At 64.0% G+C, this 24,791-nt stretch carries 24 protein-coding genes and 1 tRNA gene; 15 read left to right on the top strand and 10 right to left on the bottom strand.

Features of this window, described 5'->3' with window-relative positions:
• The first annotated feature begins 40 nt into the window (after positions 1-40).
• The 5 genes from M3465_RS06880 (at position 41) to M3465_RS06860 (ending at position 4,014) form a co-directional block, all read left to right on the top strand.
• Positions 41-913: a TIGR01459 family HAD-type hydrolase gene (locus tag M3465_RS06880; RefSeq protein ID WP_249501000.1), complete on the top strand. Its 873-nt coding sequence runs from the start codon at positions 41-43 to the stop codon at positions 911-913.
• Positions 914-1,016: 103 nt separating this feature from the next.
• Positions 1,017-1,460 carry a MaoC family dehydratase gene (locus M3465_RS06875; protein WP_249500999.1) on the top strand — a complete coding sequence of 148 codons (444 nt, stop codon included), beginning with the start codon at positions 1,017-1,019 and terminating at the stop codon, positions 1,458-1,460.
• 108 nt (positions 1,461-1,568) lie between these two features.
• Positions 1,569-2,501: a bifunctional riboflavin kinase/FAD synthetase gene (locus tag M3465_RS06870; protein ID WP_249500998.1), complete on the top strand. Its 933-nt coding sequence runs from the start codon at positions 1,569-1,571 to the stop codon at positions 2,499-2,501.
• A complete protein-coding gene (locus M3465_RS06865) occupies positions 2,498-2,971 on the top strand; it encodes a YcgN family cysteine cluster protein (protein ID WP_249500997.1) in 474 nt (157 codons plus the stop codon). The genes M3465_RS06870 and M3465_RS06865 overlap by 4 nt, the downstream gene beginning before the upstream one ends.
• Entirely contained in the window at positions 2,971-4,014 is a 1,044-nt protein-coding gene (locus M3465_RS06860; RefSeq protein ID WP_249500996.1) for a threonine aldolase family protein, read from the top strand. The genes M3465_RS06865 and M3465_RS06860 overlap by 1 nt, the downstream gene beginning before the upstream one ends.
• A 59-nt stretch (positions 4,015-4,073) precedes the next feature.
• Here M3465_RS06860 and hspQ read toward each other — a convergent pair whose 3' ends face one another.
• Positions 4,074-4,400: a heat shock protein HspQ gene (hspQ, locus tag M3465_RS06855; RefSeq protein WP_249500995.1), complete on the bottom strand. Its 327-nt coding sequence runs from the start codon at positions 4,398-4,400 to the stop codon at positions 4,074-4,076.
• Between the two features lie 226 nt (positions 4,401-4,626).
• Here hspQ and M3465_RS06850 point away from each other — a divergent pair, with 226 nt between their 5' ends.
• A complete protein-coding gene (locus M3465_RS06850; protein WP_249500994.1) occupies positions 4,627-5,217 on the top strand; it encodes a transglycosylase SLT domain-containing protein in 591 nt (196 codons plus the stop codon).
• A gap of 135 nt (positions 5,218-5,352) precedes the next feature.
• Here the strand turns inward: M3465_RS06850 and M3465_RS06845 are convergent, their stop codons facing one another.
• Positions 5,353-5,928, bottom strand: coding sequence for a hypothetical protein (locus M3465_RS06845; protein ID WP_249500993.1), 576 nt, complete (start codon positions 5,926-5,928; stop codon positions 5,353-5,355).
• 180 nt (positions 5,929-6,108) lie between these two features.
• On the opposite strand from M3465_RS06845, the gene M3465_RS06840 reads away from it, so the two are divergent.
• Entirely contained in the window at positions 6,109-7,230 is a 1,122-nt protein-coding gene (locus M3465_RS06840; protein WP_249500992.1) for an AI-2E family transporter, read from the top strand.
• 6 nt (positions 7,231-7,236) lie between these two features.
• Here M3465_RS06840 and M3465_RS06835 read toward each other — a convergent pair whose 3' ends face one another.
• From M3465_RS06835 to M3465_RS06820, 4 genes are all read right to left on the bottom strand, one after another.
• Complete coding sequence (locus tag M3465_RS06835; RefSeq protein WP_249500991.1) at positions 7,237-7,833, bottom strand: LolA family protein; 597 nt, start codon at positions 7,831-7,833, stop codon at positions 7,237-7,239.
• 92 nt (positions 7,834-7,925) lie between these two features.
• Positions 7,926-10,844, bottom strand: coding sequence for a DNA translocase FtsK (locus tag M3465_RS06830; protein ID WP_249500990.1), 2,919 nt, complete (start codon positions 10,842-10,844; stop codon positions 7,926-7,928).
• An 11-nt stretch (positions 10,845-10,855) separates the two neighbouring features.
• Positions 10,856-12,046: an aminotransferase class I/II-fold pyridoxal phosphate-dependent enzyme gene (locus tag M3465_RS06825; protein WP_249501604.1), complete on the bottom strand. Its 1,191-nt coding sequence runs from the start codon at positions 12,044-12,046 to the stop codon at positions 10,856-10,858.
• A 111-nt stretch (positions 12,047-12,157) separates the two neighbouring features.
• Positions 12,158-13,486, bottom strand: a complete 1,329-nt coding sequence (locus M3465_RS06820; protein ID WP_249500989.1) for an amidase — start codon at positions 13,484-13,486, stop codon at positions 12,158-12,160.
• Between the two features lie 46 nt (positions 13,487-13,532).
• Here M3465_RS06820 and M3465_RS06815 point away from each other — a divergent pair, with 46 nt between their 5' ends.
• The gene (locus M3465_RS06815; protein ID WP_249500988.1) at positions 13,533-14,786 is read left to right on the top strand and encodes a UbiH/UbiF/VisC/COQ6 family ubiquinone biosynthesis hydroxylase; all 1,254 of its coding nucleotides are present in this window, start codon (positions 13,533-13,535) and stop codon (positions 14,784-14,786) included.
• Between the two features lie 137 nt (positions 14,787-14,923).
• On the opposite strand, the gene M3465_RS06810 is transcribed toward M3465_RS06815, so the two are convergent.
• A complete protein-coding gene (locus tag M3465_RS06810; RefSeq protein WP_249500987.1) occupies positions 14,924-16,450 on the bottom strand; it encodes a DUF2125 domain-containing protein in 1,527 nt (508 codons plus the stop codon).
• 135 nt (positions 16,451-16,585) lie between these two features.
• Between M3465_RS06810 and M3465_RS06805 the strand changes: the two genes are divergently transcribed.
• The 5 genes from M3465_RS06805 (at position 16,586) to lpxK (ending at position 20,473) form a co-directional block, all read left to right on the top strand.
• Positions 16,586-17,338: an SDR family oxidoreductase gene (locus M3465_RS06805; RefSeq protein WP_249500986.1), complete on the top strand. Its 753-nt coding sequence runs from the start codon at positions 16,586-16,588 to the stop codon at positions 17,336-17,338.
• A complete protein-coding gene (locus tag M3465_RS06800; protein ID WP_249500985.1) occupies positions 17,335-17,955 on the top strand; it encodes an enoyl-CoA hydratase/isomerase family protein in 621 nt (206 codons plus the stop codon). Before M3465_RS06805 ends, M3465_RS06800 begins: the two co-directional genes overlap by 4 nt.
• Before the next feature lie 64 nt (positions 17,956-18,019).
• The gene (locus M3465_RS06795) at positions 18,020-18,256 is read left to right on the top strand and encodes a DUF4170 domain-containing protein (protein ID WP_249500984.1); all 237 of its coding nucleotides are present in this window, start codon (positions 18,020-18,022) and stop codon (positions 18,254-18,256) included.
• A 4-nt stretch (positions 18,257-18,260) separates the two neighbouring features.
• Positions 18,261-19,487: a 3-deoxy-D-manno-octulosonic acid transferase gene (locus M3465_RS06790; RefSeq protein WP_249500983.1), complete on the top strand. Its 1,227-nt coding sequence runs from the start codon at positions 18,261-18,263 to the stop codon at positions 19,485-19,487.
• Complete coding sequence (gene lpxK, locus M3465_RS06785; RefSeq protein WP_249500982.1) at positions 19,484-20,473, top strand: tetraacyldisaccharide 4'-kinase; 990 nt, start codon at positions 19,484-19,486, stop codon at positions 20,471-20,473. Before M3465_RS06790 ends, lpxK begins: the two co-directional genes overlap by 4 nt.
• A 4-nt stretch (positions 20,474-20,477) precedes the next feature.
• Here lpxK and M3465_RS06780 read toward each other — a convergent pair whose 3' ends face one another.
• Complete coding sequence (locus M3465_RS06780) at positions 20,478-21,341, bottom strand: N-formylglutamate amidohydrolase (RefSeq protein WP_249500981.1); 864 nt, start codon at positions 21,339-21,341, stop codon at positions 20,478-20,480.
• Positions 21,342-21,487: 146 nt separating this feature from the next.
• On the opposite strand from M3465_RS06780, the gene M3465_RS06775 reads away from it, so the two are divergent.
• Both M3465_RS06775 and ykgO read left to right on the top strand, forming a co-directional pair.
• Positions 21,488-21,562: transfer RNA gene (locus tag M3465_RS06775), tRNA-Val, on the top strand.
• A gap of 81 nt (positions 21,563-21,643) precedes the next feature.
• A complete protein-coding gene (ykgO, locus tag M3465_RS06770; protein WP_005850168.1) occupies positions 21,644-21,769 on the top strand; it encodes a type B 50S ribosomal protein L36 in 126 nt (41 codons plus the stop codon).
• A gap of 52 nt (positions 21,770-21,821) precedes the next feature.
• On the opposite strand, the gene M3465_RS06765 is transcribed toward ykgO, so the two are convergent.
• On the bottom strand, positions 21,822-23,489 hold the full coding sequence (locus M3465_RS06765; RefSeq protein WP_249500980.1) for a peptidoglycan-binding domain-containing protein: 1,668 nt from the start codon (positions 23,487-23,489) through the stop codon (positions 21,822-21,824).
• A gap of 76 nt (positions 23,490-23,565) precedes the next feature.
• Complete coding sequence (locus tag M3465_RS06760) at positions 23,566-24,762, bottom strand: phenylacetate--CoA ligase family protein (protein ID WP_249500979.1); 1,197 nt, start codon at positions 24,760-24,762, stop codon at positions 23,566-23,568.
• Between the last annotated feature and the right edge of the window lie 29 nt (positions 24,763-24,791).

Raw genomic sequence — 24,791 nt, 5'->3', positions numbered from 1 at the left:
TTTTCATGTGTCCTGCAGGAAACCACACCAGAGGCCCAAAATGACCCGGATCATCTCTTCCCTCGCCGATATCGCAGACCGATACGATGTGCTGCTGGTCGATCTGTGGGGCTGTGTGCATGATGGCGTGCGCGCCCATGACGACGCGGTCGCCGCGCTCAAGGGGTTTCGGCGCGGCGGCGGAACGGTCGTTTTACTGACCAACTCGCCGCGCGCGCGGCATGGGGTGGCCAAACAGCTCGGTCTTTTCGGCGTGCCGGAGGACGCCTATGATCTCATTGCCACCAGCGGAGACAGCGCCCGCGCGGCCATGTTCCGCGGCGCGGTCGGCGAAAAGGTCTGGTTCATGGGCCAGGAGGGCGATCTCGCCTTCTTCGAGCCGATGAAACTCATCGAGGATCCTGTCGATATCCAGCGTGTCGAACTCGAAGAGGCCGAGGGCATCGTCTGCTGCGGTCCGTTCGATCCGCACGCCGATCCGGCGGTGAACCGGCCGCAGTTTCTCTATGCAAAACAAAAGGGGCTGAAACTGCTCTGCGCCAACCCGGATATCATCGTGGATCGCGGCGAGAGGCGCGAATGGTGCGCCGGTGCGCTGGCCGCGCTTTATACCGAGATGGGCGGCGAGAGCCTCTATTTCGGAAAACCGCATCCCCCGATCTACGATCTGGCGCGGCGGCGGCTGGCCGCGATGGGCAAGGATACCGATCCGGCGCGCATGCTCGCCATTGGCGACGGAATCCATACCGATATCGCCGGCGCGATGGGCGAGGATATCGACTCGCTGTTCATCTCTGGCGGGCTGGCCAGGGCCGAAACGAAAACGGCGCATCAACCGGAGCCGGATGCGCTCGACGCCTACCTGACCAAGGAGCAAGCCTCGCCGACCTACACGATAGGACAGCTTCGCTGACCCAAGTTTTGCTTGATTTTCTGCACCTGCAAAGTAATAAACTTGCCAGAACGGCCTTATGGCCGGCATATTTGTTACCGAAGCGCCGGGAATGGGGTGTAGGATGTTGGACAATCTTCCACGCGGAACGATCTGTATCGAGGATATCGAGATGGGCATGACCCGGCATCTGCGAAAGCAGGTCACCGATCAGGACATCGAGATGTTCGCCCAGATCTCGACGGATCGAAACCCGGTGCATCTCGATGACGACTATGCGCAGGACACCATCTTCGAGGGGCGCATCGCGCATGGGATGCTGACCGCCGGTCTGATTTCGGCGGTGATCGGAGAGCAGCTTCCGGGCCATGGCACCGTCTATCTCGGCCAATCCCTGAAATTCCTCGCTCCCGTCCGCCCCGGCGACATGGTCCATGCGGAGGTAAAGGTTGTCGATATCGATGTTGCCAAACGCCGCGTGACGCTGGATTGTCATTGCGCTGTCGATGGCAAGAAAGTGTTGATCGGCGAGGCCAAGGTGCTCGCTCCGTCACGCAAGTTCGACTGACCGGCAAAGCGCGAGGATGCGTCGACGCATCCTCGATTTTTCATCGATGAAAAATCGCTCTTGGACCGGGGGATTGAACTGCACCGAGCGGCCAGCTAGTGCTGCGCCATGAAGATCGTGCGGGATTATCAATACGTCTCGGCCGGGGATCGCGGCGCGACCGCCGCCATCGGCAATTTCGACGGCGTGCATTTCGGCCATCGCGCGGTGATCGAGCTTGCCCGCAAAGCCGCGCCCGATGCTCCGCTCGGTGTGCTCACCTTCGAGCCGCATCCGCGCGAGTATTTCGCCCCAAACGCCCCGCCCTTTCGCCTGATGAACGCCAAGGCACGCGCCACGCGGCTCGAAAAGCTCGGCGTCGATATCCTCTACGAGCTGAAGTTTTACACGCAGCTCGCGAGCCTTACGCCGCAGGCGTTTGCCGAACAGGTGATCGCCGACGGGCTTGGCCTCAGCCATGTCGTCGTCGGCGCGGATTTCTGTTTCGGCAAGGATCGGGCCGGGGACGCAAGCGACCTGGCGTCCTTCGGCGACAAGATGGGATTCGGCGTCACCATCGCCGATCTCGTCCAGTCCCCCTCGGGCAACGTGTCCTCGACCGCGATCCGGCAGGCTCTCACCGACGGCCAACCCCATCTGGCCGCTGAAATGCTCGGCCATTGGCACCGGATCGAAGGGCAGGTCATCAGCGGCGAACAGCGCGGCCGCAAGCTGGGCTATCCGACAGCCAACATGTCGATCGACGGGCTGCACCCGCCGAAGTTCGGCGTTTACGCCGTATTGATCGACATTCTGGACGGCCCCCATGCCGGCTCCTATCAGGGGGCCGCCTCCATCGGCGTTCGGCCCATGTTCGGCGAGAACCGCGCCAATCTGGAAACCTACATCTTCGATTTCAGCGGCGATCTTTATGGCGCGACCGTTTCTGTCGCGCTGGTTGATTTTCTCCGCCCCGAGATCAAGTTCGAGAGCGTGTCGGCACTGGTCGATCAAATGCACAAGGACTGCATGCGCGCGCGCACCATCCTGGACAACCAATGAGCCGTGATCCGATCGATCGAACGGGGCTGACCCCGCGTTTCTGGGAGCGCAAGGCGCTGCACGAGATGTCGCCGCCCGAATGGGAGGCGCTTTGCGACGGGTGCGGCAAATGCTGCCTGAACAAGCTGGAAGACGAGGAGACCGGCGAGGTCGCGCTTACCCGTGTCGCCTGCCGACTTTTCGATGACGGCTCTTGCCGCTGCGCGCAATACGAGATCAGGCACCAGTTCGTGCCGGAGTGTATCGTGCTGAAACCCTCTAACATCGACGAGCACGCCTATTGGATGCCCCGTACCTGCGCCTATCGTCTGCTTTGGGAGGGCAAGCCGCTTTACGACTGGCACCCGTTGATCTCCGGCACGCCCGAGACGGTTCACGAGGCAGGCGTTTCGATGCGAAACGCGACCGTTCCCGAGTTCGAGATCGACGAGGACGACTGGGAGGAGCATATCATCGAGGAGCCGACCTGATGTTCTTCGCCTCCGACAATGGCGGCCCGGTGCCGCAAGCCGTCATGGATGTGCTTGCCGAGGCGAACAACGGCTATGCGCCAAGCTACGGAGCCGATCCGCTGATGGACGAGGTGCGCTCGCGCCTCCGCGATCTCTTCGAAGCGCCGGAGGCCGCCGTATACCTTGTGGCGACGGGCACATCGGCGAATTCGCTGGCGCTGGCGACCCTGGTGCAGCCCTTTGACACTGTGTTCTGCACGCCTTGCGCGCATATTCACGAGGATGAATGCAACGCGCCCGAATTCTATACCGGCGGCGCGAAGCTGACGCTGGTGGAGGGCGGCGACCGGATGACGCCCGATGCGCTCCGCGCCGCCATCGAGGGCGAGGGAAATCGCGGCGTGCATGGCCCCCAGCGCGGCGCGCTGTCGGTCACTCAGGTCACGGAGCGCGGAAATCTCTACGATCCGGACGATCTTCGCGCGCTTTGCGATCTGGCCAAGGGCTATGACCTCCCGGTTCATCTCGATGGCGCGCGGCTGGCCAATGCGCTGATTGCGCTGGGTGCGACACCGGCGGAGATGACGTGGAAGGCCGGGATCGATGTTGCCGTGTTCGGCGGCACAAAGAACGGGCTGATGGGCGCGGAGGCCGTGATGATATTCGATCCGGCGCGCGCATGGGAATTCGAGCTTCGCCGAAAGCGAGGCGGACATCTCTTCTCGAAGCACCGGTATCTCTCGGCCCAGATGGCTGCGTATTTGCGGAACGATCTTTGGCGCGATCTTGCCCGCGCGGCGAACGGGAATGCGGCGTATCTGCGCGAGCGGATGGCAGAGGCTGCCGGCCTGCGCCTTGTCAATGACGCGGCGGCGAACATCGTCTTCTTCGAAGCTCCCGCAAGTTTGCATCGGCATTTGCAGCGCAGCGGCGCGGTCTATCACGTGTCGGGCGATCCGAAGGGCGGGCAGGATGCACCCCTGACCGGCCGGCTCGTCTGTGACTGGTCGCTCCCGCGCGATGAGATCGACCGTTTCGCAGCGCTACTGCCAGGCATGTAAAAAGGGCTCCCGAGGAGGAGCCCTGAACTGGTTATCACCGTGGCAAACGAAGAGAGAGACTAGTTATACTGGAAATGCAGCTCGTAGCTGCCATCCTCGAACGCGCCGAAAAGATCGGGCACGTCGGGATGTTCGACCGGCTCGCCGGAATAATCGGCGATCAGGTTCTGTTCGGAGACATAGGCGACGTAGAAGCTCTGCTCGTTCTCCGCGAGAAGGTGATAGAATGGCTGGTGCTTCTTCGGGCGGCTTTCCTCGGGAATGGCATCATACCATTCCTCGGTATTGTTGAATTCCGGGTCCACATCGAACACAACGCCCCGGAAGGGGTGTTTGCGGTGCCGAACCACCTGCCCGATATTGTATTTTGCGCGTTGTCTGATCATGAGTCCTGTCCGTTGCCACATATCTGCCCGATTTCTGCCGAATTGTCCATTTTCCGATTGGCGTTTCAGGGAAACAAACTGTGTAGTCGCGTTAAACCAGCGGCTGGGATTGGCGAGCAGGTGCCACTTTCGGGAAATGTGATTTCCACCTCATCGCGTTTACGTTACACTAAGGCCAAGCAGAAGGGCGCAGAAACAGCCCTCACATAAAATTAGCGAGAGGCAGATGAGCAGACTCTTTCGCGCTTTGGTGATCGTTTTACTGGCCGCTTCCTGCGGGGGCGGCGGCGGCACATCGGCGCCACGCAACCTCGATAACGCCTGTTCGATCCTGAAACAGCGACCCGGCTATCACCGCGCGTTTCGCGCGGCGGAGCGGAAATGGGGCGTGCCGGTGCATGTCCAGATGGCCTCGATGTATCAGGAGAGCAAGTTCAAATCGGACGCCCGGACGCCCTTTCGCTATGCGCTCGGGGTGATCCCGATGGGGCGGCAAAGCTCGGCCTATGGCTATAGCCAGGCGCTCAACGGAACGTGGGACGAATACAAGGACGCGCAGGGGCGGTTCCGCGCGCGGCGAAACAATATCCGCGATGCGTCCGATTTCATGGCCTGGTATATGGCGGAGTCGACGCAGCGGTTGGGCATTTCACCTTATGATGCGCGCAATCAATATCTCGCCTATCACGAAGGGCGCACCGGATTCTCGCGCGGCAGCTACAACCGTAAGGCTTGGCTGCTTCGGGTCTCCGACGAGGTTGCAGCGCGGGCGGCGATGTATCAGGTGCAACTGGCCAGTTGCCCCAATATCAGATAGGTCCGAACCGGCCCCAATGTTTCGCGCGCGAAACATCAGGTCACCGCTTCTGACCCATTAACGATTTGATAAGAATATCAAACCGCCTGTTTGCGTCGACGCAAACAGCATGATGCGTCGACGCATTACGGCGCGTCAGTAGACGTCGCCGACCTCTTCGATCTCGGCTTCGATGTCATCGCCATCGAACCAGCCTTCGAACCAGCCTTCTTCCTCGATGCTGATCACTTCGTCGGAATCGAGATCGGCGGCATCATAGACCCCGCGATTATACTCGGACTGCGAGAGCATTTCGTCGCCGTCGGTATCGAGACCGTCATAATAGGGCGTGTATTCGGATTCGTAGAAGCCGCCGAACTCCTCCTGATCGAGAAATCCGCCCTCATCGAGATCATAGTCGCTGTAGACGGCATTGTAATTCGAGCCGAGATAGCGCTCGTTCCCCATGTCCCATTCTTCTTCGGAGATCATGCGGTCATTGTCGCGATCGTAGTCGGCATATAGCCCGGTCGAGTATTCGCTGCGGTCGAGGAACGTATCGTCGTTCCTGTCGAGCGCCTCGTATCGCCCGGTTTCGTTGAAGCCGGCCTCGAAATTGTTGTAGTCGAGATCGGTTCCGTAGGCGTCGCCGAACATCTGTGCGCTTGCCGGCACGGCGAAAAGCGCAAGCGCGGCGGTGGCCGACAGCAATTTCCGTGTCATCGTTGTCATCTCTCTCTCCATCTGTTGCGTTGGTGAGTGGCGAAAATGTCGGAAGGCGTCTTCCGATCACGAGGCCAGAAACAGGCCGCCGGGCGGAATGTTCCAGCGCGCCGTGCGACGGCACCGTGCGGAACATCTCATTGCGTCACTGGTTGACGAAGGGAACGCAGCAACCGCCGGAGCCGCATGATGGATCATCGACGCCCCTTCCCCCATGCCAACCCTGCACCGCGCTCCGCGCCGCGTGTGCTGATCGGGCTGCAGATTGCCGCTCTCGTGATCCTGATCGGCTGGGCGCTGCATGCGACCGCGACGGTCAGCGCGCTCATTCTTTCGGCGCTGTTCCTTGCGATTCTCGTTGCGCCGTTTCATCGCTGGACGATAGCGAAAACCGGGCATCGCTGGATCGGCCATGTCTCGGCATTCCTGCTCATCCTGGTGGTGCTCCTCGTGTTCGCGGCCTGCCTCTTCTTTGCCGCGCAAAGAATTGCGGCAGAATTCTCATCCGCCGCGGAAATGTTGCCGGGGCTCGATCCGGGCAGCGACCCATCGGCGGGGGACAGCGTGCGGGCGCTGGAGCGCATGTTCAGCAATGCCAATCAGGCGGTCAGCCAGATCGCGACCCGCATGGCGGAATTCGCCTCTGGCATCGCGCTGACGGGGATTGAATACGCGGCGGCGACGCTGAGCGGGCTGGTCGTCGCGATCTTTCTCGCGTTGCTCGTTCTGATCGACGCGCCGCGATGGCGGGCACGGATTGCATCCGTTTTCGGCACCGGCGCGGCGGATGAAACCGGCGACGCCGTCGCCGTGATGAGCCGCGACGTGCTGCGTTTCGTGGCCGTGCGCGCCGCGCTGGGTGCGGTGACGGCAGTGCTCTACATGCTGTGGCTCTGGCCGTTCGGCGTCGGGCTGATCTTTGTCTGGGGCGCGCTGACCTTCCTGCTCAACTTCATTCCCAATCTCGGCTCGATCGTCGCCGGAATCCTGCCGACGATCTATGCGCTGCTGACCAAGGATTTCGGCACCGCGATCATCGTGGCCGCGGGGTTGACGGTGATCGAGCAGGTGATCGGCAACTATGTCGATCCTCGCGTGCAGGGGCACGAGGTGTCGATCTCACCTGTGGTGATTTTCGTGGGGCTGCTGGTCTTTGGCTGGGTCTGGGGGCTCTTGGGGGCGCTTTTGTCCACCCCCGTTCTGATCGTGACGACCATCGCCTGTTCGCGGATCGGAAGGCTGCGCCCGGTATCGCTGATGCTCAGCAACGTCACCTCCTACGACGAACTGGACAAGGTGACGCGGCTCTGAAAATGCTCAGCGCAGCGCGCGCCGCTCCATCTCGATATTGAAAAGCCGGCTCGCCAGTTGCTTGCGCTGCAACTCGCCAAGGATCACCGTCGTCTGAGCGCCGCTGTCATCGGTGATGATCCATTGGCGCAGTTCGATGGGATTGCCGGTGAATTTCAACTGGATGCTGCCATATTCGGGATGCGCGGGATCCTGCGCCGTCACGGTGGTGGCGGTGCCGTCGTATCCATGTTGCGTGACCATGTTGGCGCGGGTCAGATCGACATTCCGAGCAAGGATCAGCCCCAGCGGCGTGCGGTTCAGCGGATACGTTTCAGGCTCCCCGCCCAGCTTCTTGTCGAACACGACCACGGTGGCGTTGTTCGCCATGACGAGCGCCTGTTCGGGCGGGTTGTATTCAAAGCGCACCTTGCCTGGGCGGCGCAGGTAGATCGTGCCGGTCGAGATGGTGCCGTCGGCGTTGATCTGGGTGAAGCTGCCTTCGGCGCTGGTCAGCTGGTTGAGGTAGTTCGACAGCGCGCCGAGCGAGATTTGCTGCGCTTGGGCGGGCAGCACCGAAATAAGGCTCAGCGCGGCGATCAGCGCGAGGAAACGAATACGCATGAGGTTGGGCTCCTGTCTGCTCGAATTCATCGCCTCTATATGGGGCACCGGGCGCGGATATGCGATAGCAGCGCCCGGACCTCGCGCACGGGTTACTGCTCGGGCACCAGGATCTCGCGCTTGCCGACATGGTTCGCGGCGCTGACGACACCTTCGTCCTCCATCTGCTCGACCAGCCGCGCGGCCTTGTTGTAGCCAATGGCAAGCTTGCGCTGGATATAGGACGTGGAGCATTTGCGGTCGCGGATGACGATGGCGACCGCCTGATCGTAGAGCGCATCCTCGCCATCTGTGTTGCCGCCGGTGTTGAGGCCTAGCACCGCATCGATGCCGTCGGCCTTTTCCTCGTCCGGCCCCTGCACGACGCCGCTGACATATTCGGGCGGGCCGTAAGCCTTGAGATGCGTGACGATCTCTTCGACCTCCTCATCCGACACGAACGGCCCGTGGCAGCGGGTGATCTTGGCACCGCCTGCCATATAGAGCATGTCGCCCTGTCCAAGAAGCTGCTCCGCGCCCATTTCGCCAAGGATGGTGCGGCTGTCGATCTTCGACGTGACCTGAAAGCTGATCCGTGTCGGGAAATTCGCCTTGATCGTGCCGGTGATGACATCGACCGACGGGCGCTGCGTGGCCATGATGAGGTGAATGCCGGACGCCCGCGCCATCTGCGCAAGGCGCTGGATGCAGGCCTCGATCTCCTTGCCGGCGACCATCATCAGGTCGGCCATCTCGTCCACGATCACCACGATATAGGGCATCTTGACGGGCTGGAGTTCCTCGGTCTCGAAGATCGGCTCCCCGGTTTCGTCGTCAAAGCCCGTCTGCACGGTGCGCTCGAACATCTCACCGCGCGACAGGGCATCGGCGACGCGGCTGTTATAGCCGTCGATGTTGCGCACGCCCATCTTGGACATCTTGCGATAGCGGTCCTCCATCTCGCCCACGACCCATTTCAGCGCCACGACCGCCTTTTTCGGGTCGGTCACAACCGGGGACAGCAGGTGCGGGATGCCGTCATAAACGGAAAGTTCGAGCATCTTGGGATCGATCATCACCAGCCGCAGGTCAGCCGGGCTGAGTTTATAGAGCAGCGACAGGATCATCGTGTTGATCGCCACCGACTTGCCCGAGCCGGTGGTCCCGGCGATGAGCAGATGCGGCATCTTGGCAAGGTTGGCGACCATCGGATCGCCGCCGATATCCTTGCCCAGCGCGAGCGGCAGCTTGTGGTTGCCATCGCCATAGTCGCGGGCCGAGAGGATCTCGCGGAAGCTTACCATCTCGCGCTTTTCATTGGGCAATTCGATCCCGATGACGCTGCGCCCCGGCACGGTCGAGACACGCGCCGAGAGCGCGGACATGGAGCGCGCGATATCGTCGGCCAGCCCGATCACGCGCGACGCCTTAAGGCCCGGCGCAGGCTCGAGCTCATACATGGTGACAACCGGGCCGGGGCGGACCGAAACGATCTCGCCCTTGACGCCATAGTCGTCGAGCACGGCCTCCAGCATCCGGGCGTTTTCCTCCAAAGCCTCGTCGCTCAAATGGTGGCGTTCGATATTGGCCGGATCCATGAGCAGGTTCAGCGGCGGCAACTCGTAATCGGCTTCGCTCTCGTCGAATTTCAGACGCGGCTGCGCCTCTTCCTGCGCGCGGCGGGATTTTTGCACGGTCTTGCGCTGGGGTTGTTGAACCACCTTGCGCGGCTCCGCCTGCATCGGCGGAGCGGGCGGCATGGGCGCGGGGTCCACCGGATCGGTCCATTCCATATCCTCGAAGATATTGTCTTCGGACGTGTCCTCGACCGGTGTTTGCGGCTCGGCGCTCAAGGGCGGCTCGGCGCGCATCTGCGGCGCGGCGCGCGCGGTGACGGGCGGCTCGGGCGGCAGATCGGCATTCGGCTTGAAGATCAGCGGATCGGGCCCCCTGCCCCGCCCTTTGGTCAAAGGTGCGGCGGCGGCAGACATGATCGCGGGGTTCGCCCGCACGCGCGATTTGATCGCGTCGGCGATCTTGGCGCGCACGCGGTCATCGCCGGGCAGGGTTTCGGGCATGTCATGCGGCCCGAAGGTCTCCACGAGTTCCGGTTCGGGATCGGACCGGCGCATCAGCGAGGGCATCTTGGCGAAGAGGCCGGTCTTCTGCGGCGCGCGCGCCGGTTCGGGCGCGGCGGCGAAACTGTCCTCGGGTTTCAACGCCTCGGGCGCGGGCGGCGTGGCGGCACGCAGAACGCGCGGCTCTGCCGGAAGCCGTTCCTTCGCGGCGGCCCAATCGGCCTCTTCCGCCGCATATTCGGCGCGGCGCGCGCGGCGTTCGGCGCTGCGCTCCTGCATCTGGCGCGCGGCACCAACGGCGCCCGAAGCGCCCTTGCCGAGCAGCGACAAGAGCGTGGCATAGACCATGATCGTCCCAACCAACAGGAAGCGCCCGACACGCGACAGTTCCGGCCTGGTGAAGCCCAGAACGAAAAGCCCCATCGCAAGAACCACGCCGCCCAGCAACAGCATCACGGCTTTCAGCCCGAAACTCGTGCCAAGCGGCAGCATCGTCAGGATCGAGCCCATCATCATGTCGCCAAAAAGCCCGCCCAGCCCAAAACTATGCGTCCAGGCGGTGCTTTCCGGTACGCCGGCGGCATAGATCGCGGCGACCGCGATCCAGATCGGTGCGAAGATCAGGCGGGAGATGGCACGCTCCTCGCCCCGGTGAAGCGCCAGCCGCGCGCCCCAGACGAGCAGCACCAGCGCCAGCCCCCAGCTGGCCCAGCCGACGATCATGAACAGCGGCGCGGCAATCGACGCCCCGGTGCGCCCGAGCCAGTTCTGCACCGGCGCGTCGGTCGCCGACAGCCAGCTCGGATCGGCGGGCGAATAGGACCAGATCATCGCCGCAGACATGATGCCGAGCACCATCAGCGCGAGCCCGCCCAGTTCCTTCCCGCGCTTTTCGATGACCGCCTGCATGTTGCTGTCGAAAAGAGGGGCGCGCCCCCGTGCGTGATATGCCATGTCTCGCCTCTTTATTGCTCTTTACTGCCGTAAAGGCAGCCCCTGATCTGCGTCAGGCCGCGTTCGGTTTCGTCTTTCGGGGCCACGAGGGCGACCCGGATATAGCCCGTGCCGGGGTTGCCCGCCTCGGTGCCGCGCGAAAGATACGCGCCGGGCAGCACGCGCACGCCGGTCTCGCGCCAGAGTTTCAGCGCCGCGGCCTCGCCATCGTCCACCGGCAGCCACAGGAAGAACCCCGCTTCCGGCGCGGTGTATCCGGGCACATCCCCGAGGATTCGGTCGGCCAGCGCGAATTTCTCTGCGTAAAGCGCACGGTTTTCCTCGACATGCCTCTCGTCGGCCCAGACCTTTTCCGCCACCTTTTGCAGCGGCAACGGAAGCGGCGCACCGGCATAGTTGCGTAGTTGCTGGATGCGCGCGATCGTCTGCGGCCCGCCCGCCACAAAGCCAGAGCGCAGCCCCGGCAGGTTGGAGCGTTTGGAAAGCGAATGGAACACCGCCACCCGCTCCGGATCGGCGCCCATCTCATTCGCGACCTGCAAGGCGCCGACAGGCGGCGTGCCGCGATAGATCTCCGAGTAGCATTCGTCGGCGAGGATCTTGAAATCGTGTTTCTCGGCCAACGCGATCAGGTCACGCCAATAGTCCGGATCCGCCACCGCGCCCTGCGGATTGGCCGGAGAGCAGATATACGCGAGCGCCGTGCGGTCCAGCGTTTCGGGCGATAACCGGGTGAAATCGGGCAGATGGCCGGTATCCCCGGTCGCGTTAACGAAAACCGGCTCTGCCGCGACCGAGAGGGCCGAGACGAGATAGACCTGGTAAAACGGGTTCGGCATCAGAACGACAGGCTTGCCGCCCCGTTTCGCCTCGGGACAGAGCGCCATGCCCGCGTTGTAGAGCCCTTCGCGCGTGCCGTTGAGCGGCATGATCTGCGTCTCGGCATCGAGCGTGACGCCATAGCGCCGCGCCAGCCAATCGCGAATCGCGGCGCGCAGTTCAGGCGTGCCTTCGTTCGGCGGGTATCGGTTGAAGCCGGCGATATTTTCCGCGAGGATCTGCCCGATCCATTCGGGAAAGGCGTGTTTCGGCTCCCCGATGGTCATATGCAGCACCGGGCCGCCCGGCTCGTGCATGTCGAGCAAGGCGCGCAGACGCGGGAATGCATAGGGCGGCAGGTTGGAAAACCGCTCGGGAAACATAGTCATACTGCCTCAGGTCGAGGATCGTTGGCGTCCTCTTTGCCTGCCAAACTACATAGCCGGGCCACAGGCGTCCAGAAAAACAGCGCGGCGATCAGGGTGTTGTGGTTTTCAGGCCAGTGCCGCTTCGGCCGCCGCGCCGAGACGCAAAAGCCGCCGTTCCTGCGCCGGTGGCATCATCAGCGACACCCCGCAAGACGGTACGCCCGTGGGCAGTTGCAACACGCTCAGCCCCATCAGGTTGCCGATGCGTGTATTGCGCAGCGTCAGAAGGTTCTCGGTGACGTAATAGGCGCTTTCGGTCAGCAGACGCTCCACGTTGGGCGGGGTGATCGGGCAGGTCGGGCAGAGAACGGCGTCGAATCCGGCGGTTTCGCGCAGGTAAAGCGCGCGAGTGCGGTCGATCCGATGCCAAGCTGCAACGTAATCGGCGGCGCCGAATTCCTTGCCTGACCGGAACCGCGCGAGGATTTCCGAGAACATGGCCTCCGGGTTCGCCTCGATCACGTCTTTCCAGGTGCCATAGGCTTCGGAGCCGTAGAGGATGGGCGACAGGGCCAGGGCGTCGTCAAGCTCGGGAATGGCGATTTCCGTGATCTCCGCTCCGGCGGCGTGGAAGGCGGCGATGGCGCTTTCGAACGCTTCGCGTGGGGCATCGCGGATGTCGTCGAAGGCAACGGTGGTCAAGACGGCGAGCCGCCGCCCCTTGAGCGATGCGCCAGCCAGATCGACAGCCCCCTGCCCCGCCATCGCCGCGAAAAGCAGCGCCGCGTCCTCGACCGATCGGGTCAGCGGGCCGACCGTATCGAACCTGGGCGCGAGCGGAACCGTGCCTTGCAGGCTCAAAACGCCGGAGGCGGTTTTCAGCCCGACCAGATCGTTCCACGCCGCCGGCACACGCACCGATCCGCCGGTGTCCGATCCGATCCCGGCGGCCGCCAGCCCGAAAGCCACCGAGACCGCCGCTCCGGAGGATGATCCGCCCGGCGCGTTGGCCTCGTCATGCGCATTGGGCGGCGTATTCGTCTTGGGATTCAAACCGAGACCAGAGAAGGCCAGTTCACTCATATGGGTCTTGCCGAGGCAAACCAGCCCCTGATGCGTAGCAGCCGCGACAACCTCTGCATCCGCGTCCGGCATGCGCCCTTCAAGCAGTTTGGATCCCGCTTCGGTGACGGTCCCGGCAGTGTCGAAGAGATCCTTCCAGCTGATCGGAACACCATCGAGTGGTGAGCGGCGCAGACCGAGCCGCGCGCGCTCGTGCGCGGCGCCGGCCTCGGCGAGCGCCCGGTCGGGCGTGACGCGCGCATATATGCGATCCCGGTACGGATGCGCGTCGATCCGGTCCAGAAAGTCACGCGTCAACTCGACCGGGTCGATCTGCTTTGCGCCGATGCCGCGCCCCAGATCGGCCGCCGTCATGTCCTGCCAGTCGCTCATTCGCGCCTCCTTGCCTGCCGGCGGGACGGTAGCGGCAGAGAAGCGCATGGACAATCCCGCCCGCGCGCCCATATTTCGCGGCATGACCATGACTTCCGACCTTCTGATCGTCGGCGGCGGGCTCAATGGCCCGGTGCTGGCGCTTGCCGCCGCCCAAGCCGGGCTGACGAGCACCGTCGTCGATGCGCAGCCCGAGGGCGCGCGCAAGAGCGACAATTTCGACGGCCGCGCCTATGCGCTGGCTCTCGCCTCCGTTCGGATGCTGGACGCGCTCGGCCTCTGGGACGGGTTGAAGGGCGATGCGCAGCCGATGCGGGAAATCAAGGTCAGCGACGGGCGCGCCGGGGATGCCGAGGTGTTCTTGGGCCTGCATTTCCAAAGCGCGGAAATCGAGGAAGGCCCGATGGGGCACATGCTCGAAGATCGCTATTTGCGGCGCGCTTTGCTGGACGGTATGGAAAGTGCCGACAAGGTCACGCATCGCGCAGGCGAAAGGGTCGTCGCGCAGGAGGTGAAGGCTTCGGGCGCGTCGGTCACTCTGGCCTCGGGCGAGGTGCTGACCGGGCGTCTGATCGTCGGCGCCGATGGTCGCCGCAGCGGCACGGCAGAGCGGGCGGGGATCCGCCGCACTGCCTGGAATTACGGGCAAACCGCGCTGGTTTGCGCAATTGCGCATGAAAAGCCGCATGGCGGCGTCGCGCATCAGCTTTTCCTGCCCGCCGGGCCGCTGGCGATCCTGCCGCTGCCGGGCAATCGCTCCTCCATCGTCTGGGCCGAGAAGAGCGATCTGGCCGAAGAGATCAACGCGCTGCCCGAAGAGGACTACCTGACGGTCCTGCGCCCCCGCTTCGGCGATTTTCTGGGCGAGATTTCGCTGGCCGGCGATCGGTTCACCTATCCGCTGGGCCTGACGCTGGCCAACCGCTTCACCGCGGACCGTCTGGCGCTCGTCGGCGATGCGGCGCATGGGATGCATCCGATCGCGGGCCAGGGGCTGAACGCCGGATTGCGCGATGTGGCGGCGCTGGCGCATGTGCTATCCCACGCCCTGCGACGCGGCGAGGATATCGCCAGTGCACAGGTTCTGGGCCGCTATGCGCAATGGCGCGGCTTCGATACCGCCACGCTTCTGGCCGCGACGGATACGTTCAACCGGCTGTTTTCGAACGACAGTTCCTTTCTTCGCTTGGCGCGTGATCTGGGCATGGCCGCGATCAACGCGATCCCCGCCGCCCGCCGCGCTTTCATCCGCGAGGCCGCAGGTCTGGGGGGCGATCTGCCTGATTTGATGCGGGGGTGATGGGGCTCTTGGGCGCCATCGCCGGGCTTGACCCGGGGTTCTCGTGAATATGAGATTCTCAAGTCGAATCCGAGGATGACAGATGGCGGTTCACGTCATCCCCGGTCAAGTCCGGGGACGACATGCCCGATCCGCCGTCACCTGATCCGCATTCCATTCGCCAGAACGTGACCTTGTTCGTTCACCTGGATCGAAGAGGTCAGCGTGTCGGGATCATCGCCCGGCACCGCGAACATGTTGATCATCATGCGCGCGCCCATCGCGTCCTCTTGCGTCAAGACGCCCATCCCGATCAACTGGTCGATCAGAGCGTTGGCCCCTTCGAGCGTCAGGTTCACGGCCCCCTCGGGGCGCGGGAATCCGTCAAAGCTCTTCAGATCGTCATTGTCGAAGGTGAAAGACCCGGTTCCGCCGAGGCTCGCGCCGGCAAGTTCGATGGTCAGATCGTTCAGCGTCAGCGCGTTGAGCTCGCCCGGAGCGGCGCCGGTTTCCTCGATCTTCTCCATCTCCTCGGGATCGAACAGGTTGACGAAAGGCGTCACCTTGCCGGTCACGTCGATTGCGATGGTCGCCGGATCGCGCGGCAGCGCGCCGCCCCGGTCGAACAGGGCCCAAAGCTCTTCGGACATTTCGAAGCCGGCCAGCGTCAGACCGAACGCCATCTCCTGCGGCTCCGTCGCGGCGGCGATGGGAACGGTGAAGTTGAAGGCACTCTCGCTCATGCTGAAGCTGACCGGAACCGGCATGTCCGGGCCGTTGACATCGGCTTTCTGGTCCTTGGCCGACACGCTGTAACCCAGTGTCTCGCCGTTCATCTCGAATACCAGCTCGACGCTGGCGGTAGCGGTATTGCCGGTCGTTTCGCCGTTTTCCTCGGTCACGGTGAATTCGGTCCGCCCGTTCTCGTAGCCCAGACGACCGCTTGCGGAAAACCCGCCAGTGGCGAAGGACTGCGGATCGGCGCTGTCGAACCCTTCCGGCAGATAGGATGTGCTTTCGGTCGTCAGGTTCTCCATCGAACCGCTCACCTTCGCGCGCCCCTCGCTTTCGAGATCGGCAAAGGCGAAATCATAGCGTGCGGTCCGGGCGCGCAGATCCTGGTTCATTAGGGTCGCGCCGTCCTTTTCGATCGTGGACACGCCGTCCAGCCCGTTCAGTGCGAGCGTGAAGCTCGCATCGTCGCGGCCAAGGGTTTCGCCGTCGACCTCCAACTCTTCCAGCGCCAGCGACAGCATATCCGCATCATAGGTGTAGGTCATTGCATCGGGCGATCCAGAAGCCACGATGGACAGCCCGGATTGCGTCAGGTTCAGCATCATTTTGACGGCCTCCCCATCCTCGGGCGCGGCATCCACGGTGATCGGCATGGAGGCCGGATAGCTCATCGCCACGGAGCCATCGGAGTTTTCGGTGAACGTGATCTCGTCGAGCGTGAAGGACACGGTGCCGTCATCCTCGGGCATGTCGAAACGCATGGTCACGTCACGGACCGTCAGTCCGTCTTCCGCCGGGTTTTCGGTCGCTTCGACGCTGTAGCCGAAATCCTGCATGGCCGCTTCGAGCCCGTCCCAGACCTGCTGGGCGGTCAGATCGGCAGCGGCCGGTCCGGCGGCCATGGCGAGGGCGAAGGCGGAACAGGTCGAGAGGCGGTGGAGCGAGGGCATGGCGGTTTCCTTTGAACTGAACTTGGGCCTAGCTTCCGACGCCTACATCGCAGGGTCAAGTGGCTGGACCCTGCCGACCGCGCGCTCTAGGCTCACCTTTCCGGCACCAACGCAAGACATGAAGGAGGTGTTCCAATGACCGACCTGACGGGAAAAACCACGCTCATCACGGGCGCGAGCCGCGGCATCGGCGCCGAAACCGCGCGGGTTTTCGCCGCCGCAGGCGCGAATGTCGCCCTTCTGGCACGCTCGGCCGAACAGATCGCCGATCTGGCCGGCGAAATCGGGCCGAAGGCCGTGGCCATTCCTTGCGACATAAGCCGCTATTGGGAAGTTGAACAGGCGGTCGCGAATTGCGTGAAGGCGTTTGGCGGCCTCGATGTGCTGGTCAACAATGCCGGGGTGATCGAACCTATCGCTTGTCTGAACGAGGTCGATCCCGAAGGCTGGGGGCAGGTCATCGACATCAACCTCAAGGGCGTGTTCCACGGGATCCACGCCGCCCTGCCCGTCATGCAACGACAAGGCGGCGGCACGATCCTGACGATCAGTTCGGGCGCCGCGCACAACCCGATCGAAGGCTGGGCGCATTACTGCGCATCGAAGGCCGGCGCGGCGATGCTGACGCGGTGCCTGCATACCGAGATGGCGGGCAAGGGCATCCGCGCGATGGGCCTGTCTCCGGGCACGGTCGCCACGCAGATGCAGCGCGAGATCAAGGCGAGCGGGATCAACCGGGTCAGCAAACTCGACTGGTCGGATCATATTCCGGCCGACTGGCCAGCCAGGGCGCTTTTGTGGATGTGCGGCCCGGAGGCCGACGGCCATCTGGGCGAGGAACTTTCGCTGCGCGATGAAGCCATCCGGCAAAAGGTCGGTCTGGCGTGATCGAGACAACCGACGACGGTGCGCTGCGGATTCTGACGATCAACCGTCCCGAGAAAGCCAATTCGCTGACCGGCGAGATGCTGGAAGCGCTGCGCGACGCCGTCGACGCCGCGCGCGATGCGCCGGTGCTTGTCCTGACGGGCGCGGGGCGGGTGTTTTCCGCCGGCGCCGATCTCGACGCGGCGCGAGCGGGGCTCGCGACGAGTCCCCTATGGGAGGAGCTGTCGGGAGCCATCGCCGGGCATCCGGGGTTGACCATCGCCGCGCTGAACGGAACGGCAGCGGGCGGCGCGATGGGCATGGTGCTGGCTTGCGATCTGCGCATCGCGGCGCCCCAGGCTCGGATCTTCTACCCGGTGATGAAGCTCGGCTTTCTGCCGCAACCATCCGATCCCGCGCGATTGCGGGCGCTTGTCGGTCCGGCGCGGGCGAAGATGATCCTGATGGCCGGGCAGAAGATCGGTGCCGAAGAGGCGCGGGAGTGGGGTTTGATCGACAGGATCGTGCCGCAGGAGGCTTTGGCCGAAACCACGCGCGAGCTCGGCGCGGATATCTGCGCCGCCGCGCCGGATCATACGCGGGCGATCAAGAAACTGATCGATGCGCCACATCTTTGATGCCGCTTGACCCCTTGGCCGCAGACCATAGGTTGGCGCCGACCCAAACAGGAAGGACCACGACATGAGCCAACATCTGCATATCGTCTTCGGCGGCGAACTTGAAACGCCGGAGCGCAACGTCTTCAAAAACCCTGCGGACATTCATGTCGTGGGAATTTTCCCGGATCGCAAATCCGCCTATGACGCCTGGAAGAACGAGGCTCAGCGCACCGTCGACAATGCGCATATGCGTTATTTCCTCGGCGATCTGGAAAAGCTGATGGATGCCAGCACGAGCCAACCCGAGGATCAGGGCTAGGCGCTTGGTCCGCAAGCCATTCACCCTGAGCGCCTATCTGGCCCTGGCGCGCGGGCGCGAGCGTCAAGCCGAGGACGCCGCCCGTTGGCCCGATCGTCCGGATGGCGCGGTGATGTGGCTGCACAGCGATACGCGCGAGCGGCTCGAAACGCTCCATACCCTGATTGCCCGCTTGAGGCTTCAGCGCAGCGATGCCTCGCTCCTGTTGACATGCGATGCGACGGAAACCCAGGGATTTTCGCTCGATGGCGCGGAGGTCCACGCACCGCCGCCCGAAACGCTCGGCGATATCGAGCGGTTTCTGGATCACTGGCGGCCCGATATTCTGATTTGGGCGGGCAACGGGCTGCGCCCTGCACTGATCTCGGAAACCTCCGATCGGGGCGCGCATATGCTTCTGGTCGATGCCGAGGATGCCGTCTGGCAGCAACCGCAGAAGCGGTTGCTGCCGGATGCGACGCCGGGGGCGTTGGGGCTCTTCCACACGATTTTTGCGCAGAACGCTCAGGCGGCGCAGAGGATGCGCCGTCTCGGTGTGCCTGCGAGCAAGATCGAAACGGCGACGCCGATCGAGCGAGAGATCGTGCCCCTCGACAGTCATGACGGGCTGCACGAGGAATTGACCTCGGCGCTTGCCGGTCGGCCGGTCTGGCTCGCGGCCGGTTTGTTGAGCAGGGAAGCGGATGCCGTGATGCGGGCGCATCGGCGGGCTTGCCGTTTGTCGCACCGGCTGCTTCTCGTCGTCGTGCCGCAGGATCCCGATGATGAGCCCGAAATGGCCGAATGTTGCCAGCAGGTCGGCCTGCGGCTCGCGCGGTGGGATCATGGCGAGATGCCGGACGAGAACACGCAGGTTCTGCTCGCCGGTGACGACACGGAACTGGGGCTCTGGTATCGCATCTCGCCGCTGACATTCCTTGGCGGATCGCTGGTCAGCGGGGCGGGTGGGCAATCGCCCATGATGGCCGCGGCGCTGGGATCGGCGATTCTCTATGGGCCGAATGTCGGCAATCACCTGCCCGCCTATTCACGGCTCGTGTCCGCCGGCGCCGCGCGGATCGTGAAGGACATGGAATCGCTGAGCGCGGCGGTCACGCATCTTATCGCCCCGGATCGCGCGGCGGCGATGGCCCATGCGGGCTGGAACGTTGTATCCTCGGGCGCGGAGACGGCCGATATGGTGCTGGCACAGGTCAACGAGTGGCTCGACGCGATAGAGGACAGCCCATGAGACCGCCAGCCTTCTGGACAGCGCCGCCCGATGCGCCCGGATGGCAGGCGCGCCTGCTCGCGCCGTTCGGTGCGCTCTATGCCAAGCTGACCGAGCGCCGTTTGCGGCGCGGCACGCCCGAGCGCGTCGGCGTTCCGGTGATCTGCGCCGGTAATGTCAACGCGGGCGGGACGGGCAAGACGCCGACCGTGATCGCGCTGATGCAAATGCTGAGCGATATGGGGAAGCAGGCGCATGTCGTCTCGCGCGGCTATGGCGGATCGCTCGCCGGGCCGGTTCAGGTCGATCCACGCCGGCACGGGGCGGGCGATGTCGGCGACGAGCCGCTGCTGTTATCGGCCTTCGGCCCGGTTTGGGTGTCACGCGACCGAGCCGAGGGCGCGCGCGCGGCGGTGCGTGCGGGGGCGCAGGCGATCCTGCTCGATGACGGGTTTCAGAACCCTGCTCTTGCCAGGGATCTTTCGATCATCGTGGTCGATGCCCTTCGGGGCTTCGGCAATGGCCGCTGCATTCCCGCCGGTCCGCTGCGCGAACCTGTCGGCGCGGCGATGGCGCGGGCCGATCTGGTGCTTTCCATCGGCCCGGATGACGCGCAATCGCGGTTTGCCGAGCTTTGGGGCGCCCGCATTCCCGTGCCGCATCTGACAGGCCATCTCGCGCCGCTTCAAACGGGCATGGACTGGGATGGCCTGCGTGCGCTTGCCTTTGCCGGGATCGGCCATCCCGAGAAGTTCTTTCTCACGCTGCGCGATCTGGGTGTCGATCTGATCGAAACCCGCGCGCTCGACGATCATCAGACGCTCGGCCCTGCCTTGCTGGCCCGGCTCGAAAAGGATGCGGCAGCGGCCAATGCCCAACTGGTCACGACAGAGAAGGACGGCGTGCGGCTGCCGCAAAGCTACCGGATGAAGGTTCTGACCGTGCCTGTCCGGCTCGCGATTCGCGACACCGCGCCCCTGAAGCAGGCGCTCGAAGCACTCTTCTGAGCCATCATTCCGCAGCAACCGGCATATCGTCGGCCTGACCCATCGCCGCGATCTCGGCCACGACGCTGCGCAGAAGCTTGCGGAAATTGTGGAAATTCGCATTCGGCCGCACGGCGACCTCATCCATGTAAAGCGAGCGGTCGATCTCGATCTGAACGGCGTGCTGGCCCCGCGAGGGGCGGCCATAAGCCTGCGTGATATAGGCACCGGCAAAGGGCGTGTTCCGCGCGACGGTCAGACCGGCATCGGAAAAGGCCGCCTCGATCCGGTCCACCACTGTCCGGCTGGCGGACGCGCCGAACCTGTCACCCAGAACGATCTGCGGACGGCGCGCGGACGATTTGGCTACACCGTCCAGCGCCTCATGCGGCATGGAATGGCAATCGACCAGAATTGCCTCCCCGAACCGCATATGCGCCTGTGCGATCAAGGCGCGCAACCTGTCGTGATAAGGATGCCAATAATCCGCGATCCGGCCCTCGACCTCGCTCATCGCCAGCTTGCCGGAATAGATCGCGCGCCCGTTCGCAACGACGCGCGGCACCACGCCAAGGCCCGACGCCACGCGCGGGTTGTGGGTTTGTCGCCGCACCCCTTCGACCAATGCGGGATCGAGTTCCTCGGCACTGCGGTTGAGATCGATGAAGGCACGCGGCGCACCCGCCTTGAGAAACGGCGCGCCGAATTGCGGTGCGCAATCGAAGAGCCTGTCGACAAAGGCATCCTCGGAGGAGCGGATCGTCCGTTCGTCGAGCACCGTGCGCCGCAGGAACGACCAGCAGTAATCGCGCCCCGAATGGGGCGATGCGAACACGACCCGCGACTGGCAGATCTCCGGCTCGGACAGATGATAAGCGAATTTCGGCATACGCCCTCCGTATCCGCTACAATAGACCGAATTTTTCGTTCATCAAAAGCCCTTGATCCTCCCTCCGACTCCTTTTATAGACCCGTCACCGGCGCGGATTGACGCGCCCCTTTTATTTGGGGCGCTTCGGCCCGAACCGGTATAGAGGGCGATTAGCTCAGTGGTAGAGCACTTCGTTGACATCGAAGGGGTCACAAGTTCGAACCTTGTATCGCCCACCATCGAATTCACCGTTCTGATCCCCGGATCAGGGCAACCGCAACCCGAGAGGCGCTCGCGCGCCGCGACATGAGGAGAGACCGATGAAGGTCAGAAACTCGCTCCGTTCGCTCAAGAACCGCCATCGCGACTGCCGCGTTGTGCGCCGCAAGGGCCGCGTCTACGTCATCAACAAGACGCAGCGCCGCTTCAAGGCCCGCCAGGGCTGAGCGGAGAACTCAGAACACGCGAAAGGCCACCCCGAACGGGTGGCCTTTTTCATTAGCGCAGCAGCGTATCGGCTAGAAGCCGCACCACCGTCGGCTGATCGAGATAACCCGTCACGCGCAGCTCGCGCGCCTCCTGATAGCGCCGAATCGCGCGGCGGGAGTCCTCATCGAAGCGCCCATCCACCGCACCGGGCTCCAACCCCAGCGATTCGAGCCGTGCCTCAGCCAGCCGGCGGGCAGCCGGATTGAGGTTCAGCGCCGCTTCCTCGGCCTCGGCCTGCGCCTGCTCGGCGCTTTGCGCGGCGTTCCGCTCCAGCCAGTCGATCCGCGCGCGCGCTTCCTCGACGAAGGCACCGTTCGGCCGCTCGTTCAGATAGGCGCGATATGCGTCCTGCGTGTCCTGTTGACGCGCCTGCTGCCATCGCGTGGCGTCCTGATCTTCGGCTTCAGCCCGTCGGCGGGCTTCGATGGCGTTCAGACGTTCCTGCGCGGCCTCGGCATATTGGCCATCGGGATAGCGCTTGAGATAGGCGCGATACCCGGCCTCGTCGCCCTTGGCGCCGGTTTCCTCCCAAAAGGTCCGGTCCTGGCGCTCGAGCTCGGCCTGCCGCTGGCGGGCCTCCTCCTCCAGTTCGGCAGCCCGGCGTTCAGCCTGCGCATCCAGCCGCGAGATTTGATTGGCAGTCAGATAACCCGTCGCCTGCGCATCGTTTTCTTCCTGCCAAGCGGTCACGGCGGCGCGGGTGCCGCGGCCGAAAATACCGTCGATCCCCCGCGTGTTGTAGCCCAGAAGCGCCAGATCGCGCTGGATCTCCCGGCGCGCATCGCGGGAGAGGCCAAGCGCCTCCTCCGCCCGTTTCTCGCGATAGAACGGTTCGGATTTGATCGTCGCCAATCGCTGACGCGCCTCAGCGGCCTTGCTGCCTTCGGGAAAGGCGGCGAGATAGGTCTCATAGGCCGCTTGCGTATCGGCCCCTTGCGCCTCCTCCCAGGCGGCGACGTCCGCCTCGGCGTTCGCCTGCGTCGCACCATCGTCGGTGACCTGCGGCAGATCGGTGACCTCCGCATCGAGCATCGGCAATTCGCGCGGCACGAACCCCTTGAGGCTCAGCCCTTCGGCCCGCGCGAGCGGCAGCACATCCGCCCCTGTCGCATCCGCAAGCTGCGCTGTGAACTCGGCGGCGTTGCCTGCCGGACCGATGGCAATGGTGACGCCCTGCGGCACTTCGCCAAGCGGCAGCTCGACCGAGAGTCCGGGCGCAAGATCGCCCTCCTGATCCGTCTCTCCAAGAACGATCAGCGCCCGCCCCGGATAGTTCGCCGCGACGGCGTAAACGGCATCAAGCGGGAAACCCTCGATCAGAACATCGGCCAACGCCGGATCGTCGCTACTGTCCTCGGGCAAAAGATAGCTGCCGGCCACGGTCGAAACGAACCGCCCGGTCAGGACGATCACCACATCCTCCGTGCCCGCGTCCAGTCCACCCACGAAATCGCGAAACGCCTCGCGCATCGTTTCAGCGTCGGCATCGGTGGCAAGGCTGACCTCCGCGCCGCGCTCCTCGAAAGCGCCCCGCAGGCCGCTCAGATCGCCGCCGCCCGTCAGACGTTGCAAGACGCCGCGATCGCTGTTGCCAAGGATCAGAATATCGCTGCTCTCGGCCCAAGCCGGACCGGCCAGCAGCGCCGCCGCGGATAGCGGTAGAATCAGACGTTTCATAAGCGCAGCCTCCATCTTTCTCACGAGGACAACGCACAAAACGCGAAAGTTATCCAATAGCGGGCCGAAAAACGCGCTAGTCGTAGCTTCGCGCATCCTCGATCACCAGCCCGTCGCGCGGCAAGGCCCCCGGCGGCACCAGCTCGACGCGGCCCCTGAGCTTGAGTGTCTCCAGAACGCTCGGCTCGAAAATCGCGCCATCCTGTGCTGCCGTTTCGATCCGCACGGTCATCACGTCCATCTCGCCATCGCGACTGGCGATCACGCGGGCGCGCTCGATCTCCTCGTGCCGCGCCACAAGCGCCGCGACTTGCTCGGGGCGCACGAACATGCCCTTGATCTTGGTCGTCTGATCGGCGCGCCCCATCCAGCCCTTGATCCGCATGTTGGTGCGCCCGCACGGGCTTTGTCCCGGCAGGATCGCGCTCAGATCGCCGGTCGCAAAGCGGATCAGCGGATAATCGGGATTGAGCGTCGTCACGACCACCTCGCCGACCTCGCCCTCCGGCACCGGATCGCCGGTCCCCGGCGTGACGATCTCGACGATCACCCCCTCATCGAGGATCATGCCCTCCTCGGCCTCGCTTTCGTAAGCGATATTGCCCAGATCCGCCGTGGCATAACATTGCCGGCAGATGATGCCACGCTCGGCATAAAAGCTACGCAAGGATGGGAAGAGCGCGCCGCCCCCCACCGCGGCTCGGGTAATGCGCAAGGCAAGGCCCATCTCGTCGGCCTTCTCCAGAATGACCTTGAGATAATCCGGCGTGCCGGCAAAAGCGGACACGCCCAGATCATGCGCGGCCTGCGCCTGCAACTCTGTCTGTCCGGTGCCGGCGGGAAACACCTTTGCTCCGACCGCACTCGCACCGTTCTCGAAGATCATGCCGGCCGGCGTCAGATGATAGCCGAAACAGTTCTGCACCACGTCATCCGCCCCGATCCCGCACGCGTGCAGGAACCGCCCCATGCGCCACCAATCGTGGCCCGCGCCGCCCGGCTCGTAGATCGGCCCGGGCGATTGGAAGACATGCGCGATATTCGACACCGGCACCGCGCCGAAAGGGGGCTTGTCCTTCTGCTGCGCCACCAGATCGGATTTGCGCAGAACCGGCAGGCGCGGCAAATCATCGAGTGAGCCGATCCCGGCCCCCTCGAGCCAGGATCCCGGCGCCGCGGCGACGCGGCGAACCTGCTCGATCAGCGCGGCTTCCTGCGCGGCGCGACGCGCATCCGCGCTGCGGGTTTCCAGATCGTCGTAATAGCGGCTCATGGCGCTCTCCATCGGGTCGGTCGAACTCG

It is taken from the genome of Marivita sp. GX14005 (assembly GCF_023370775.1).
Taxonomy (GTDB): Bacteria; Pseudomonadota; Alphaproteobacteria; order Rhodobacterales; family Rhodobacteraceae; genus Marivita.
The sequence above is the reverse complement of the archived record's forward strand: the minus strand, read 5'-3'. Positions and strand labels throughout refer to the sequence as shown.